We start from the raw sequence: 15,106 nt of genomic DNA on the forward strand, positions 1-15,106 counted from the left end.
GCACCGAGAGTTTCCCAAGCCGGGTCAGAGAAGGTGCTTGATGGTGGTTATGGCCTCTTCTGGGCTTTGTGGGGTTTCTGCTAGGGATTGGGCGGCTTGGGCTAGTTTTTCGTATGGCGGGCCGTACGGGGAGATTCTGGTGGCCCCACGGGTGAACAGGGCGGCGGCGCCGCGGGGGTTGCCTCGCTGGAGGTGGGTGAGCCCGACGCAGATCTGCGCCAGGCCCTGCCACAGCTCGCGTTCCTCCTGAGGGGAGGTCTTCCAGCGGCCTTCGAGCACCTCGTGCGCGTGGAAGGGCCTGCCCTCGCCGAGCAGCCTGCGTGCTTCGTGGAGCGCCTCGGCGGCGTCCGGCGCGTAGTCGTTGGGGACACGCTCCACACCCTGCGCGTCGTGCGGCAGGGGACGGCCGAAGGCGTCCCTGGGGCGGCGGTTGCGCGGCCTGCCCTCGGGGTCGCGGTCTCTGGGGATCGGACGGTCCGTCATCGGTCGAGATCCGCGTCCGCGAGCCAGGACAGGAGTTCGGCGTCGAACTCCTCGGGCCGTTCCTCGTGCGGGAAGTGCCCGGCCCCCTCGATCAGCCGCCACCGGTAGGACCCGGTCACGTGGCGGCTCGATCCCTGGGCGGTACGCGGCAGGGTGTGCGGGTCGAGTGCGCCGTGGACCTGGAGCGTGGGCGCGTGGACCTCACCGCGCATGATCCTGGCGTAACGCAGGCCGTCGGGACGGAGCTGGGAGCGGGCGAACCACCGGTGGTACTCCAGCGCGCAGTGCGCCACGGTCGGGATGCGGAACGCCTCACGGTAGGTCCGCGCGACCTCGGCCTCCGGCCAGCCGGGCCCCGACCATTCGTCGAGCATCCGCCCGACCAGCGCGCCGTCCTTCGCGGTGAGCCGCCACTCCGGCAGGAAGGGCAGCTGGAAGCCCAGCGCGTAGGCACCCGCCCTGATCTGGCGGAGGGAACCGGTCAGCAGGGCGGAGCGGAGCCTGAGCGGGTGCGGCGCCGAGACCGGGACCAGCCGCAGGACCGACTTCGGGTCCCGGACGGCCATGGTCCAGCCCAGCAGCCCGCCCCAGTCGTGACCGACGACGATCGCGCCGCTCTCGCCGAGCGCCCTGATCAGCCCGGCCGCGTCACCGGCCAGGGTCGGCAGGTCGTAGCCACGCGGCGGCTTGTCGCTGGCACCGTACCCCCGCAGGTCGACGGCGACGGCGCGGTAGCCCGCGGCGGGCAGTGAGACGAGCTGGTGGCGCCAGGTCCACCAGAACTGCGGGAAACCGTGCAGCAGCAGGACGAGTGGGCCCTCACCGGCCTCGACCACGTGGAAGCGGGTGCCCCCCGCGTGGACCGAGCGATGGGTCCACGGGCCCTCGATCCTGACCAGGGACTCGTCCGGCTCGTTCACTGGTCCGGACTCACCGGTTCGCGGTGGGAACCGACCTGCCCGGCGCCCTGCGAGGCGGGGGCGGCGGCGAGGCCGGTCTCCGGCTCGCCTCCCTTGAGGTTCTTGAGCGAGCGCATGGTCCGTCGCATGCCGGTCAGGCCCTTGAGCCTGCGCACCCCGAACAGGACCAGCAGGGCCGCGACGACCAGGTAGAACACTGTGACGATGGTGAAGGCGAGCCAGTCCCACACGCCCAGGGCGACCAGGCCGTGCGCGATGGCGAAGGAGGCCAGGATCAGGCACAGGTGGGCCATGAACGCGGCGGCGCCGAAGAGTCCGGCGGCCGTGCCCACCCGCTTGGCGTCGAACCTCAGCTCGGCCTTGGCCAGTTCGATCTCGGCGCGTACCAGGGTGGAGATGTGGTCGGTCGCGTTGGCGACGAGCAGGCCGAGTGACTCCTCCTGTGGTTCTGCGGACAGTGGCTCCGCGGCTGGGTTGTGTGTCATGAAGGATCTCCTATCGAGCGCCGGTGTCCATCATCATCCTGTGCGCCGGCGCGCTTGCGCACGCGCAGTCGGAGCAGGATCGCCGCCAGGACCGATGAGGCGAGGCTCGCCGCGAGCACGCCCGTGGTCACCGCGTTCACCCGTCCCGGATCGTCCCCGTATGCCAGGCCGCCGATGAGCAGCGACACGGTGAAGCCGATCCCGGCCAATGTCGAGACGGCCGCCATGTCCCGCCAGTGCAGCTCCTCGGACAGTCTCGCCAGGCCGAGCCGTACGGCCAGCCACGCCCCGCCGAAGACGCCGAGGAACTTACCGACGACCAGCCCCGCGATCACGCCGAGCACCACGCGGTCGGTGAACATCGTGCCCAGCGCCTCCGGGGCGAGCGTCACCCCGGCGGACACGAACGCGAACACGGGCACGACGAACCCGGCCGACAGGGGGCGCAGGCGGTGGGCGGCCAGTTCGGCGGGGGAGTTCTCCTCGCCGGGATCGTTACGCACACGGGTCATCAGACCGAGGGCTACCCCGGCGACGGTCGCGTGAACACCGCTGATCTCCATGAGGTACCAGGCGGCCAGGGCGAGGGGGAGATAGATCCACGGGCCGCGGACCCGCTTGGCCTGGAGCAGGCCGTACAGGGCGATGACGGCGATCCCGGCGGCCAGGGCGAGGAGGTCGAGGTGGTCGGTGAAGAAGACGGCGATCACGGCGATGGCACCGAGGTCGTCGACCACCGCGCAGGTCAGCAGGAAGGCGCGTAGCGCCGGGGGCATCGCGCTGGCCGTCACGGCGAGCACCGCGAGCGCGAAGGCGATGTCGGTCGCGGTGGGTACGGCCCAGCCCTGCCCGGCCCCGGGAGCCCCCCAGCTCACCGCCAGGTAGACCAGCACGGGGACGACCATTCCGGCGATCGACGCGAGGATGGGCAACGCGGCCTTGCGGAGGTTGGACAGCTCGCCGTGGACGAACTCCTCCTTGACCTCGATGCCGGCCACGAAGAAGAAGATCGTGAGCAGGCCGTTCTGGACCCATTCGCGGAGGTTGAGGTCCAGGTGGAGAGAGGCGGGGCCGAACGTCGTCTCGCGCAGCGCCTCATAGGAGCCGGTGGACACATTCGCCCAGATCAGCGCGACGACCGTGGCGGCCAGCATGATGACGCCGCCGACCGTCTCCGCCCTCAGCGCCTCGGCGAGCCTGCGGGAGTGGTGGATGGTGGGCCTGAACGGCCAGATTTCGGCAACGCGACGCATGCGACCTCCGGGGAGTACAGGCAGGGCCGGTTCCCTCCCTGGCCGACCAGACTTCCCGGCACACCTGATCGCCAGCCTACAGAAGGCCGACGAATGGGATTCGCAGTACCTCGGTGTCGCATATCACTCTTGATGGGCGGTCGCGCCCTCGGTCGCCCTCGCCTTGTGGGCGGCGACATCGAGGGGCGCGAACCGGGAGCCATCATCTGTCTCGCTCTTCATCCGCGCGCCGCGCCTGTGGCGGGGTGACCGCCCACGGCGCCCGAGACGGTCCTCAGTCCTCGCTCTTGGCGCTGGGCAGCTTCTCGGAGATGAGGTTCATCACCGTGCTGTCGGCCAGCGTGGTGACGTCGCCGATGCTGCGGTTCTCCGCGACGTCACGCAGCAGACGCCGCATGATCTTGCCGGAGCGGGTCTTCGGCAGCTCGGGGACGACCAGGATCTGGCGCGGCTTGGCGATCGGGCCCAGCGTCTTGGCCACGTGGTTGCGCAGCTCGGCCGCGATGTCCGCGCTCTCCTCCACGCTGCCGCGCAGGATCACGAACGAGACGATCGCCTGACCGGTGACCGGGTCGGTCGCGCCGACGACCGCGGCCTCGGCGACCTTCGGGTGCGAGACCAGGGCCGACTCGACCTCGGTGGTCGAGATGTTGTGGCCGGAGACGAGCATGACGTCGTCGACCCGGCCGAGGAGCCAGATGTCGCCGTCGGCGTCCCTCTTGGCGCCGTCGCCCGCGAAGTACATGCCCTCGAAGCGGGACCAGTAGGTGTCGATGTAGCGCTGGTCGTCGCCCCAGATCGTGCGGAGCATGGAGGGCCACGGGTCACGGATGGCCAGGTAGCCGCCTCCGCCGTTGCCGACGCTGTTGCCCTGGTCGTCGACCACGTCCGCGGTGATGCCCGGCAGCGGGCGCATGGCCGCACCCGGCTTGGCGCTGGTCACACCGGGCAGCGGGCTGATCATGATCGCGCCGGTCTCGGTCTGCCACCAGGTGTCCACGACCGGGGTGCGGTTGCCGCCGATGTGCTCGCGGTACCAGACGTAGGCCTCGGGGTTGATCGGCTCACCGACGCTGCCCAGGACGCGCAGGGACGACATGTCGAACTTGGCGGGGATGTCGTCGCCCCACTTCATGAACGTGCGGATCGCGGTGGGCGCGGTGTAGAGGATCGTGACGCCGTACTTCTGCACGACCTCCCAGAACCGGCCCCGGTGCGGGGTGTCGGGGGTGCCCTCGTAGATGACGCTGGTGGCGCCGTTGGCGAGCGGGCCGTACACGATGTAGGAGTGGCCGGTCACCCAGCCGATGTCGGCGGTGCACCAGTAGACGTCGGTCTCCGGCTTGAGGTCGAAGACGGAGTAGTGGGTGTAGGCCGTCTGGGTGAGGTAGCCGCCCGTGGTGTGCAGGATGCCCTTGGGCCTGCCGGTGGTGCCGCTGGTGTAGAGGATGTAGAGCGGGTGCTCGGCGTCGTGCGGCTGCGCCTCGTGGGTCTCGGACTGGCGCTCGACGAGGTCGTGCCACCAGATGTCCTTGTCCGTCTGCTCGACCTCCTGGCCGGTCCGGCGGACGACCAGGACGTGCTCGATGCCGGGGCACTCCTTGACGGCCTCGTCGACGGTCGGCTTCAGGGCGCTGGGCGCGCCACGGCGGTAGCCGCCGTCGGCGGTGACCACGACCTTGGCGTCGGCGTCCTTGATCCTGCCGCTGAGGGCGGTGGCGGAGAAGCCGCCGAACACCACGGAGTGAATCGCGCCGATGCGGGCGCAGGCGAGCATCGTGATCGGCAGCTCGGGGATCATCGGCAGGTAGACGGCCACCCGGTCACCCTTGCCGACCCCCAGCTCCTGCAGGGCGTTGGCCGTCTTGGCGACCTCCCGCTGCAGATCGGCATAGGTGATCGTACGGCTGTCGCCCTCGGGCTCGCCCTCCCAGTGGTAGGCGATCTTGTCGCCGTTGCCCGCCTCGACGTGCCGGTCCACACAGTTGTAGGCGACGTTCAGCTCCCCGCCGACGAACCACTTGGCGAAGGGCGCGTTCCACTCAAGGGTGTTGTCCCAACGCTTGGACCAGGTCAGCCGGTCGGCCTGCTTGTCCCAGAACGCCAGACGGTCACGCGCGGCCTCCTCGTAAGCCTCGGCGGTCACGTTCGCGGACGCGGCCAACTCGGCAGGAGGGGCGAACCGCCGGGTCTCGTTCAGCAGGTTTGACAGCGTCTCCTGGGTCTCACGCGACTCGGAACCAGGGGTCTCCGGGGCCACTGCACACTCCTTATACGTACTGCTCGTCTACTGTTCGTGTTCCACTTCACCAGGCCAGAGGCGCCCGCCACAAGAGGTCTAGACTGGTCTGTACCAATCGGTGATAGCGGTCCGTACGGTTCACAGGCGCCTTAACACCGGATAACAACCGCAGCGGAAACGTTGCTCTTTTGTCATCGTAAGAATGTAGATGACGCTATTCGGCATCCTTTAACGGGGGGCCGGACTGAGCGCCTCCCGCGTCCGGAGGGCCCGTACTTACGGGCTGTCCGTAAGGACGGGGCGTGTCCGCCTCCCGGCACCCGGACGCTATGGTCGGGGAGCGTGAGCGACCCATTGGCTGTCATCGCGGAGATGCCCGGCGTGCCCGAGGCCGTCGCCGAGGCGCGCAAGGCCGTCGACCGGCTCTACGGCCACCGTGTGCTGCGGCGTAAGAGCCCCGAGGTCTCCGCCAGGTCGGCACTGCGCGGCGCCCGCGCGTCCGCCGCCCTCGACGGCGCCGACGTCCCGCTGGAGGCCGTCCCCGAGACCGCCGACCCGGTCGTCCAGGGCGCGCTACGCGTCTCGGCCGAGCTGGGGCGACTCGGCGCGACCTGGCGTACGGCCCCCCGCCAGGTGCTGGCCAGGCTGCACACCCTCGCCGCGGCGGGACAGGGCGACGACCTGGGCCGCCCCCGGTCCTCCGCCGTGGCGCCCGACCCGCTCGGCCTGGGCGCCGCTCCCGGGCCCGAGGAGACCGTGGCCCGGGTGGACGGCCTGGTCGGCCTCCTGACCGGCCCGACCTCGGCACCCGCCCTGGTGCTGGCCGCCGTCGTCCACGCGGAGCTGGCGGTGCTGCGGCCGTTCGGATCGGCCGACGGGATGATCGCCAGGGCGGCGGAGCGTCTGACACTGGTCGAGTACGGCCTCGACCCCAAGTCGCTGGTGGTCGTGGAGGTCGGTCACCTCGAACTCGGAGCCGCCTACCCTCAGGGCCTGCGGGCCTACCTGAGCGGGACGCCGGACGGGATGGCGACGTGGGTACGGCACTGCGCGAACGCGGTCGTCCTCGGGGTGCGTGAGACCACGGCGATCTGTGAGGCCATGCAACGCGGCTGACGTGTCCTTTCGTCGCCTTTCGGCCCTTACGGCTCTTTGTGGCCTCTCGCGGCGGCGGGCCTTTCGGACACAGCAGACGGCGCCCCTGGTGATGGGGCGCCGTCGCTAACACGACGCCACCGGGTTACCAAGCGTGCACCTGTCTATCGTCGGAACGGGTCGAGACCCGTACTCGACGTGCCTCCCGCGGCTCGGCGGCACGTGGGTACCCGGCGGTTCGTGCTCGGACTACTCGGACAAGTGGTCCGTGCACCCTTTGTATGACGGATTCGGGCTGTTGGGAACCCCTTGGGGTGGGTCCTTTGCCGAACATGGGACATTTATGGACAAATCTCCCATATGGGACGCCTGGCATGCTGGGTGATCTTTATGGCTCCCGGTGGCCGATCACGCTGCGTGATCGAAAACGGGCCTATTAGGGACGTGTCCGATTGGCCGCTATGCCTATGCGAGATCGTTACATTGAAAAAAACTAGCGGAAACTGCAGATTGCTCCTCGACGAAACTCAACTCGATCGGGCAGCATGAGGTGGTATCTCCACAAAGTGGAGAGACCACGCACGCTTGGGCATGCAATGTCCTTGCCATGCCCTGGTCAACCGTTGAGGCTTTCTTCTGAAACGGGACCGGCTCTACCCCCCCAGAGCCGGACCGGTTGGCGGCCCCCGCTCTCCCCCCCCGGCGGGGGTCGCCACTTTTTCTCCCACTCCGCGTACGGCGGTAGTGGAGGACGGCCGGGACGTTCCCGTGAGGCCCCGGACCGGATCGGCGACGGCCCGGTCCTTGAGCGCTTCCCGTCTTGTGGCCGGGCCTCGCGACTTGGCCGTGTCCCGCCTTCGGGCCGTGTCTCACCGCCTGATCTTGTCCCGTCCTCGGCCCTTGCCTTGTCTTCTGACCGTGTCCCGTTGCCCGGCTGTGTCCTGTGAGCTGGTTGTCCACAGGCGGGATCGCCCCTCCCGGGTTTTCCACAGAACGGCGTTCGGCGCCGTCGAAGGGAGGGCGTTTCGCGGAAAGTGGGCTTCCCGCATCCCAGGGAGGCACCATTGGACCGTCCGCTGGTCATCACCGAGGACCACGATCTGCTCGACGACCTTCTCCGGGTCGCCGCCGCGGCGGGCGCCGAGCTCGACGTCGCCCACGCGCCCACGCACGCCAGGCCGTACTGGAACCGAGCTCCGCTCGTCGTGGTCGGCGGTGACATGGCCGACGCGCTGGCGGCGACCGGGCCACCGCCCAGAGACCGCGTTCTGCTGGTCACCCGCGCGCCCGGTGATCACGACGCGTGGCGAAGGTGCGTCGCCGTCGGCGCCCAGACGGTCCTGGAACTGCCCTCGGCCGAGCGGCGGCTGGTCGAGGAGTTCGCCGACGCCGTCGAGCCGGTGTCCAGGGCCGGGCCCGTCGTCTGTGTGGCGGGCGGGCGCGGCGGAGCCGGGGCCAGCGTCCTGGCGGCCTCCCTGGCGCTGACCGCCTCCCGGCGGCGCCTGCGCACCCTGCTCGTCGACGCCGACCCACTCGGTGGCGGCCTCGACCTGCTCCTCGGTCAGGAGGAGGCGAAGGGCGCCCGCTGGCCGGACCTGGTCGCCCGCGAGGGCAGGATCAGCGCCGCCGCGCTCCAGGCGGCCCTTCCCACGTTCGCGGAGCTCACCCTGCTCTCCTTCGGCAGAGGAGAGGTCGAAACCATCCCCGTGGAGGCGATGCGCTCGGTTCTTGAGGCGGGCATGCGAGGTTTCGACCTGGTCGTGGTCGATCTGCCGCGCCACTGCGACCACGCCGCCGCGCAGGCGCTCGCCAGGGCGGCGGCGACCCTGCTGGTCGTCACCGCCGACGTGCGCGGCGTGCTGGCCGCGGCGCAGGCGCTGGCCCGGTTGCGCGAGCACACCACCGAGATACGGGCCGTCGTGCGGAGCGGCGTCCTGGACGACGACGTCGTCACCTCCTCCCTCCGTCTGCCGTGCGCGGGGGGCCTTCCCGACCAGCCCAGGCTCACCGCCGCCCTCAACCGGGGAGATCCGCCCCCGCTCGGCGGACGGACCCCTCTGGGGCGTTTCTGCACGTCGTTCCTGAACTCACTGCCCGAGGCCGAACGATGATCCGGGAGGCCACGGTCTCACCCGAGGTGGTCGAGGCCGTCCGGATACGCCTGGCCCGCGCCGGGACCGAGCCGAGCGCCGCCCACGTCGCGGCCGCCCTCAGGGCCGAGCGCGCGGTGCTCGGCGACGCGGAGATCCTGGCGGTGACCCGTGCCCTGTGCGCCGACCTGATCGGCGCCGGGCCTCTCGAACCACTGCTGGCCGAGCCCGACGTGACCGACGTGCTGGTGAACGGCCCGGAGGAGGTGTGGGTCGACGACGGCAGGGGCCTGCGCCGTACATCCGTCGTCTTCCCCGACGAGGAGACGCTCCGGCGGCTCGCCCAGCGGCTGGCGGCGGCCGCGGGCAGGCGTCTCGACGACGCCTGCCCCTATGTCGACGCCCGTCTCGCCGGGGGCGTGCGACTGCACGCGGTCCTGCCACCCGTCGCCGCGGGAGGCACCTGCCTGTCCCTACGGCTTCCGCCACGGCGTACGTTCACCCTGCCCGACCTTGTCAGGGCGGGCACCGTCAGGGCCGAAGCCGTGCCCGTGCTCAGCGCCGTGGTCCGATCGAGGCTCGCCTTCCTCGTCACGGGCGGGACGGGCACAGGAAAGACCACGCTGTTGTCGGCGCTGCTGTCCCTGGCCGATCCGGGAGACCGGCTGATGCTGGTCGAGGACTCGGCCGAGCTGCGTCCCCTCCACCCGCACGTCGTGCGGCTGGAGAGCCGCCCCGCCAACCTCGAAGGGGCCGGTGGCGTGCGCCTGCGCGATCTCGTGCGTCAGGCCCTGCGCATGCGTCCCGACCGTCTGGTCGTCGGCGAGGTCCGAGGTGCCGAGGTGGTCGACCTCCTCAGCGCCCTCAACACCGGCCACGAGGGCGGATGCGGCACACTGCACGCCAATACGGCGGCCGACGTCCCGCCCCGCCTCGAAGCCCTGGCCTGTGCCGCCGGCCTCAGCAGGGAGGCCGTCCACAGTCAGCTCGCCGCCGCGCTGGACGTCGTCATCCACCTCGTCCGAGACCACACCGACGGGCGCCGCCGGGTGGCTGAGATATGCGTGATGGTTCGTCGTCCCTCCGGGCTGGTCGAGGTCGAGCCCGCCCTCACCTTCTCTTCCGACGGCCGGACGGCCACGGGGCCGGGGCTGCCCATTCTCACGGCCCGTGCTCCCGGTGTGCCCTACTCGCCCGTCCTGGCTCTGACGCGAGGAGAGGCCCGACCGCCGGAGGCGGGTCGTCGGTCGAACGAAGAGCCTCCCGAGGCCATGGGCGGCAGAGCCGGTCCTCCAGCTGCTGTACGGATCGGTGGAAGGGCCCGTGCGCATGGGGTGCCGCCATGACGGTGGCGGCCGTGCTGCTGGCCGCTCTGGCGGCGTGGCTGTGGACCGGTGCCGACCAGGCGACCGCCCGCCTGCTCCTGGCGGGGCGCGATCGTCGTCGTCCGGCCGAGCGTTCGCGCAGACCGGGTCCGCCGCTCGGTCTTCTCCTGGGCTCTCTGCCGTCGAGACGCGCGAGGGCCTGGCGGATCGCGTCGATCGAACTGTGCCGTGGCCTCGCCGCCGAACTGGCGGCGGGGCGGACCGCCGGGGAGGCGCTGGCCCGCGCCGTGTCGGCCACTGATCTTCCCGATCCTGCGGTGGCGCGTCCTCTGGTCGCGGTGGCGCGAGAGGGCGGCGACATTCCCTCCGCTCTGCTGGCCGTCGCTCCCGAACAGGGCGGAGAGGCCTTCCACGACCTGGCGGCCTGCTGGCGGGTGAGCACGACCACAGGGGCGGCCCTGGCCGTCCTGGTCGATCGTGTGGCCGCCTCGCTCGGGGAGGCACGGTCCCACCGTCAGGATCTCGCCGCCCAGCTCGCCGGTGCCCGGGCCACCGCCCGCCTGCTGGCCTTCCTGCCCGCGCTCGGGTTGCTGATGGCGACCGGGCTTGGCATGGACCCTCTGGGCTTCCTGTTCGGAGGTCCCGCCGGTGCGGGGTGCCTCCTGACCGGTCTGGCCCTCGACGGTTGCGGCCTGTGGTGGACGAACCGCCTCGTCGCCCGTGCCCAGCGTTTCTGATCCCGAGGCTGTTTCAGGGCGTCGGCCTCGGTGCCGGCTCGTCGCCTGTGTTCAGCGTTCCTGATCCCTGCCGCGTTTTGGAGGTGCCCCTTGTTCCCTTCCTCTTCCGCCTTCGACGGACGGCCACGGCGGCCGTAATGATCTTTGTGCTGGCCGTCGTCCTCGCCGGGACCGCCGGATGGCTGTGGATGTCGCCCGATGGCCCCGCGGACCGGGTCCACCGGGCCCTGCGGGCTCCTTCGAGTCCGTCCTCTCCGCCGTCTTTCTCTTCACGGCCCGCCGCACGGGGCTCACCCGTCGCGGAGCGGGTTTGGACGCCGTCCTCGGCCCTCGCCCCAGGAGGGCGGCGACGGCCGGAGCGTAAAGAGGTGGTGCTCTGTGCGATCGTCGGTCTGACGGTGTTCCTCGCCCTCGGGAGCGCCACCGGGCTCGTCGCCGGCATGACCGGGTTCGCGATCGCGCTGGAGGCCGTGCGAAGGCGGCAGCCGTCCTGGCTCCGTCAGGAGCGCGACCGCGTGATGACGGACCTGCCCCTCGCGGTCGACCTCATGGTCGCCTGCCTGCGCGCCGGACAGCCGATCGCCGGTGCCGTCGACATGACGGCCGGAGCGCTCGGCGGGCCGCTCGGCGACCGGTTGGCGTGGGTGGGCGGGCAGTTGAGGCTGGGAGCCGCTCCTGAGGAGGCCTGGCGGGCGCTGTCGGCCGAGGGGCCGCTGGCCTCGCTGGCGCGGACGATGAGCCGCGCCACGCTCAGCGGCGCGCCCGTGGCCGACATTCTCACCAGGCTGGCCGACGACGCCCGCGAGGAGGCCCGTTCCGCCGCCTCAGCCGCTGCCAGGAGGGTCGGTGTTCAGGTCGTCGCCCCGCTGGGGCTCTGCTTCCTGCCCGCCTTCGTCTGCCTGGGCATCGTTCCCGTCGTGGCAGGCCTCGCCGGTGACGTGCTGTTTCCCTGAATCATCCCGGTGTTTTCCACAGGGCGCGCTCGCGGCCCCGAGTTATCCACAGAACGCTGTTCGCGGCCTCGGAGCCCGGTCCTCATCGAGAAAGCTGACCTTGACCGGCGCCGGGTGTCCGCCCGGCGACAACCCCGATGACCCTCCCAGGAGGAAACGATGTCCCCGATGGTGTCCCCACCGTCCACCGGCTGTGGCCGCCCCAGGCTGAGGCGGTGGCTTCACGACCGTTGGACCCGTCTGACCATGCTCACCGGCCGTGACAGAGGCATGTCCACCGCCGAGTACGCCGTCGGCACGATCGCCGCCTGCGCCTTCGCGATGCTTCTTTTCAAGGTGGTGACCAGCCCCGAGGTCCGGCAGATGATCAGCAATCTGATCAAGCGAGCACTCAACGTGGCCGGGTGACCCCGTGAGATCCGCTGCGTTCCTCCGCCGATCGAGGGGATCGGTGACCGCGGAGACCGCGGTCGCGCTTCCCGCCCTGGTCATTGTCCTGGCGGTCGCGCTGTGGGCGGTGACGGCGGTGGGAGCGCGGCTTGAGTGCGTGGACGCGGCTCGGGCGGGTGCCAGGGCCGCGTCGCGAGGCGAGCCCCTGGAGCGGGTGCGAAGCGCTGTTCTGGCCGCGGCTCCGGCGGGAGCGCGGGTGGCGGTGACCCGAGGAGCGGAGACCACCCGAGTGGAGGTGTCCGTGAACGTCGTTCCCGGCTGGAGCGCGTCGCTGCCCGGCATCACCGTTCACGCGACCGCCGTCTCCATCACCGAGCCGGGCGTGGAACAGCCAGGCGGAACGCCGGAGTGAGAGGTGCCCGAGCCCCGCGAGGCAAAGCCGGGACGGGTCGCACGGAAGGGACGGCCACACCGTGAAGAAACCGTGGAAGAAGGCGACCAAGCCCACGAGGAAGCACGAAGGAAGGACAGGAGACAGGCATGAGGCGACGTGGGCCAGATAGGCGACAGACGAGAGAAGCGACAAGAAACGCTGAAACGGCGGCAGACCCGACAGACGGCGAGATAGGCACAACAAGCAGAACAGTAAGAAGGCGGCGAGGAGAAGACCGGGGAGGGGCGACGATCTGGATGGCCGGGTTCATGACGTTGGCCCTCACGGTGATGGCCGCGATCATGTTCGCCGGAACGGTCAGGGTCGCCCGGCACCGCGCCATGAGCGCCGCGGATCTGAGCGCGCTCGCCGCCGCACGCCTGGCCTTCGCCGATCCACGACGCGCGTGCGCCCAGGCGGCCTCACTGGCCCAGAACAATGGGGTGCGGCTCACCCGGTGCTCTGTCAACGGCCACGGGGTCGCCGACGTCCAGGTGACAGTACGGCTCCGCCTGCCCGCGTTCGGCCCCCAGACGGTCACAGCCGTCGCCCGTGCCGGACCCGTCCAGCTCACCGTTCCCACAGGAGGGGCCGACGAAGCGGTGAGAGGTCCACCCCCGGAAAGACCCTCCTCTTCGCGAAGATCGGCTGTGCCCGTTCCGGCGGTGGATTCCGGGTCCTGACCAACCAGGTGGCTGCGCGCGCCGACCAGCTGTCGCGGTCGTCGGCCACGTGCCGGTGGCGAAGATCCCAAGGGGGCGGTCACCGTCGGCCGACGACGTGAATTTCCCGGTGACCTGCCAAAACGTGCCCGCTCTTCGCGCTAGGGTCTGTTCCTTGGATCTTCGCCGTGGTGAGGACCGGCCGGTCGTGCGTGTCGCGAGGGAAGGAGCCCGTAACGGTGCTGTGGACGGTAAGGGCCTTCCCGGCGTTCACGGCAGGCGCGGAACCGGCGGAACGTCATCGTGGGTGAACCGGCACGGCGGTCGGCGTCTGGCCGACCACGATGGACGAGAAGATCCGCGAAGCAGACCTGGGGCGACCCAGGGTGACCGCGCCGAACAGCCGGTCAGTAAGGAGAAGGCCCATGTGGTGTCGAATGATTGCGAATGCCATGGCGGTTTGATCCTGATGTGTGACGCCGGATGCCCTGGCCAGACGGGCAGAGCATCGGCTACACCAAAAAACAGTGGAACCTCCCCTCCGGCCCCTCCTCTCCGATTCACCCGGCAGAAGGCGAAACGACTGCGCGGATCGCCTGCCTCCCCTCGGGAGCTGTCGCTGAACACCAACCTCATATCGCGGCCGGAGTGAAGAGCTGCCGACAGGGCGCTCCCCACACCACGGTTCGCCACGACGACTGACCCGAACCGGGGAGAGAACACCATGCATGATCAGCCGTGGACCGCCGTGCCCCGTCTGGTGGCCTTCGACCTGGAGGGGACCGGTGGCCAGGACAGGGAGCGGGAAGCGGTCCTGGAGGTGGCCGTCGTCCCGCTGGACGACGGGTGCCCTGACCTTTCGGGCGCCTACCACTCCGTGGTGAACCCCGGCCGCTACATTCCGCCCCACCGGTGGATCTCGCCCGGACTGACCAACGACCTGCTCGGGCTCGCCCCACCGCTGGAGCACATCCGCCCGGAGCTGGCGGCCCGTTTGGGCGATGCCGTCGCCGTCGGCCACAACGTACGTGTCGACGCGCGGTTGTTGGAGTTGTGCTGTCCCGGCATCCGTCTGGCGGGATTGATCGACACGCTCAAGCTCGCCCGGTTTGTCCACCCTCACAACCGGCGGCTGGGGCTGACGGCGCTTTTGGATCACTATGGGCTCACCGAGGAGGTGAACGAACTGACCGGCAGCGTGCCGCACCGGGCGCTGTGGGACGCGGTGGGAGCCGCCCTGCTGTTGGGAAGTCTGCTGCGAGACATCCCAGGGGGAGCCGACTACACCTTCGCCCAACTGAACACGGCGGCAGGTTTGCCCGACGCGACCGGCGCCGAGGAGAGCAGGTCGCATGAGGACGACCGGTCACAGTTGTTCTAGGAAGCGTTCTTGTTCCAGGGAGCGTTCTGAGACGTTCTGGTGGTGAGCCCCATGAGGGTCGACGGGTGACCCGCCTCGGGACGCCGGCCTCCGGGCCCGTTCTCGTCCCCGGCACGCATGGGCGGTCGTGAGGCCCGTGGGTCGTGGTGGCCTCTCCGGCGAGCGGAGAACCTCACGTGGCGCGGGAGCGGGAGGGCGGAAGCTTTCCCGGGAAGCAATTAACATAAAAACTGGTATGTCGGAAATGTGGTTTTAGGAAGGGGGGTTTGTTTTGTCGGGAACGTGCTGACCTTCTCGCCTCGGCCTTCCTGAACTTCCCTGGCCTCCGCTGAGGCTCGCGGGGTTGGGACCGCCATCTCGCGGGGCTTCGCGGAGCTTCGTGGGGGCTTCGTCAGGCTTCGCGGAACTGAGGCCTCATCCTCACCTCAGGGGAGGTGCTCCTCGTCGACCACCATGTGCACCCGGGAGCCGTCTGCCGGGACAGAACGAGGGACGGAACGACGGAAGGAACGACGCCCAGAACGACGGATGGAAAGGCCGGACGGAAAGCCCTCGGAGAGGCGGGAGGCCGTCAGATGGGTAGCGGACACCAGACGGCGGAGGACGCCGGTAGCGGAGGTGTGCGAAACAGCGGGGAAGCGCCGGTTGGGTGACTGG

Annotated in this window: 14 protein-coding genes; 9 read left to right on the plus strand and 5 right to left on the minus strand. The window is 70.2% G+C overall.

Translation table 11 applies throughout. The features are described 5' to 3' along the window. Window positions 1-24 precede the first annotated feature (24 nt). The 5 genes from ACFYY8_RS14720 to acs all read right to left on the minus strand — a co-directional run bounded on the left by ACFYY8_RS14720 (window position 25) and on the right by acs (window position 5,401). Window positions 25-483: a DUF309 domain-containing protein gene (locus ACFYY8_RS14720; protein WP_390040844.1), complete on the minus strand. Its 459-nt coding sequence runs from the start codon at window positions 481-483 to the stop codon at window positions 25-27. Then, window positions 480-1,403, minus strand: coding sequence for an alpha/beta fold hydrolase (locus tag ACFYY8_RS14725; protein WP_390040846.1), 924 nt, complete (start codon window positions 1,401-1,403; stop codon window positions 480-482). Before ACFYY8_RS14725 ends, ACFYY8_RS14720 begins: the two co-directional genes overlap by 4 nt. Continuing rightward, window positions 1,400-1,888, minus strand: coding sequence for a phage holin family protein (locus ACFYY8_RS14730; RefSeq protein WP_390040848.1), 489 nt, complete (start codon window positions 1,886-1,888; stop codon window positions 1,400-1,402). The genes ACFYY8_RS14725 and ACFYY8_RS14730 overlap by 4 nt, the downstream gene beginning before the upstream one ends. After that, window positions 1,885-3,141, minus strand: coding sequence for a Na+/H+ antiporter NhaA (gene nhaA / locus ACFYY8_RS14735; protein ID WP_390040850.1), 1,257 nt, complete (start codon window positions 3,139-3,141; stop codon window positions 1,885-1,887). The genes ACFYY8_RS14730 and nhaA overlap by 4 nt, the downstream gene beginning before the upstream one ends. A gap of 274 nt (window positions 3,142-3,415) precedes the next feature. Next, window positions 3,416-5,401, minus strand: a complete 1,986-nt coding sequence (acs, locus tag ACFYY8_RS14740; RefSeq protein ID WP_390040852.1) for an acetate--CoA ligase — start codon at window positions 5,399-5,401, stop codon at window positions 3,416-3,418. A 324-nt stretch (window positions 5,402-5,725) separates the two neighbouring features. Here acs and ACFYY8_RS14745 point away from each other — a divergent pair, with 324 nt between their 5' ends. The 9 genes from ACFYY8_RS14745 to ACFYY8_RS14785 all read left to right on the plus strand — a co-directional run bounded on the left by ACFYY8_RS14745 (window position 5,726) and on the right by ACFYY8_RS14785 (window position 14,449). Beyond that, the gene (locus tag ACFYY8_RS14745) at window positions 5,726-6,499 is read left to right on the plus strand and encodes an oxidoreductase (protein WP_390040854.1); all 774 of its coding nucleotides are present in this window, start codon (window positions 5,726-5,728) and stop codon (window positions 6,497-6,499) included. A gap of 1,043 nt (window positions 6,500-7,542) precedes the next feature. Beyond that, on the plus strand, window positions 7,543-8,589 hold the full coding sequence (ssd, locus tag ACFYY8_RS14750) for a septum site-determining protein Ssd (protein ID WP_390040856.1): 1,047 nt from the start codon (window positions 7,543-7,545) through the stop codon (window positions 8,587-8,589). Beyond that, the gene (locus ACFYY8_RS14755) at window positions 8,586-9,914 is read left to right on the plus strand and encodes a TadA family conjugal transfer-associated ATPase (RefSeq protein WP_390040858.1); all 1,329 of its coding nucleotides are present in this window, start codon (window positions 8,586-8,588) and stop codon (window positions 9,912-9,914) included. Before ssd ends, ACFYY8_RS14755 begins: the two co-directional genes overlap by 4 nt. Next, complete coding sequence (locus tag ACFYY8_RS14760) at window positions 9,911-10,630, plus strand: type II secretion system F family protein (RefSeq protein WP_390040860.1); 720 nt, start codon at window positions 9,911-9,913, stop codon at window positions 10,628-10,630. The genes ACFYY8_RS14755 and ACFYY8_RS14760 overlap by 4 nt, the downstream gene beginning before the upstream one ends. 368 nt (window positions 10,631-10,998) lie before the next feature. Beyond that, window positions 10,999-11,583, plus strand: a complete 585-nt coding sequence (locus tag ACFYY8_RS14765; protein ID WP_390040862.1) for a type II secretion system F family protein — start codon at window positions 10,999-11,001, stop codon at window positions 11,581-11,583. A 159-nt stretch (window positions 11,584-11,742) separates the two neighbouring features. Beyond that, the gene (locus tag ACFYY8_RS14770; protein WP_390040864.1) at window positions 11,743-11,991 is read left to right on the plus strand and encodes a DUF4244 domain-containing protein; all 249 of its coding nucleotides are present in this window, start codon (window positions 11,743-11,745) and stop codon (window positions 11,989-11,991) included. A 43-nt stretch (window positions 11,992-12,034) separates the two neighbouring features. Continuing rightward, window positions 12,035-12,385, plus strand: a complete 351-nt coding sequence (locus ACFYY8_RS14775) for a TadE family type IV pilus minor pilin (protein WP_390040866.1) — start codon at window positions 12,035-12,037, stop codon at window positions 12,383-12,385. A gap of 128 nt (window positions 12,386-12,513) precedes the next feature. Further along, window positions 12,514-13,089 (plus strand): Rv3654c family TadE-like protein, encoded by a 576-nt coding sequence (locus tag ACFYY8_RS14780; RefSeq protein WP_390040868.1) that lies wholly within the window; start codon window positions 12,514-12,516, stop codon window positions 13,087-13,089. A gap of 703 nt (window positions 13,090-13,792) precedes the next feature. Continuing rightward, the gene (locus tag ACFYY8_RS14785; protein WP_390040869.1) at window positions 13,793-14,449 is read left to right on the plus strand and encodes an exonuclease domain-containing protein; all 657 of its coding nucleotides are present in this window, start codon (window positions 13,793-13,795) and stop codon (window positions 14,447-14,449) included. Window positions 14,450-15,106: the final 657 nt, after the last annotated feature.

It is taken from the genome of Streptosporangium sp. NPDC001559, assembly GCF_042893955.1.
Classification (GTDB): Bacteria; Actinomycetota; Actinomycetes; order Streptosporangiales; family Streptosporangiaceae; genus Streptosporangium.